The following is a 370-nucleotide window of genomic DNA, read 5'->3' as shown; positions in this document are numbered from 1 at the left end:
CTTCCGTTTGCGGTTCAGGAGCTTGAAGTATTCAGCGCATGCGCTGCCGAGATGTGGGTATATGCCAGACTTTCTGAAGACCACAAAGCCGGACATGTTGAAAAACGCGATCTTGATATTTGTGATGAAAACGGCAAGGTTTGCGTAAGGCTGAAAGGTTTGTCATTCAGAACGGCTGAAAAAGAACCTGAGAAAAAAGAAAAAGCTCCGGAAACGCTCATGCTTGAGCCGGTATGGACCCGAAGCGATGAAACTGCTGCTCAAACGGAACCGGTTTTTGCCCGGCATATCGTAATGCTTTGTGACACAGACGCCGGACTAAAACAAGCGGTTGAAGCCGCGGGAGCTGAATATTTTGAAATGACCTCCC

Annotated in this window: 1 protein-coding gene; it reads left to right on the top strand. The window is 48.4% G+C overall.

The features are described 5' to 3' along the window. Positions 1-370: polyketide synthase dehydratase domain-containing protein (locus SB660_RS19265; RefSeq protein WP_410583828.1), on the top strand; the 370-nt coding region annotated here is incomplete at both ends.

The organism is Bacillus sp. SIMBA_005 (assembly GCF_046535585.1).
Taxonomy (GTDB): Bacteria; Bacillota; Bacilli; order Bacillales; family Bacillaceae; genus Bacillus; species Bacillus pumilus.
This window is presented reverse-complemented; position numbering and strand designations above follow the sequence as displayed.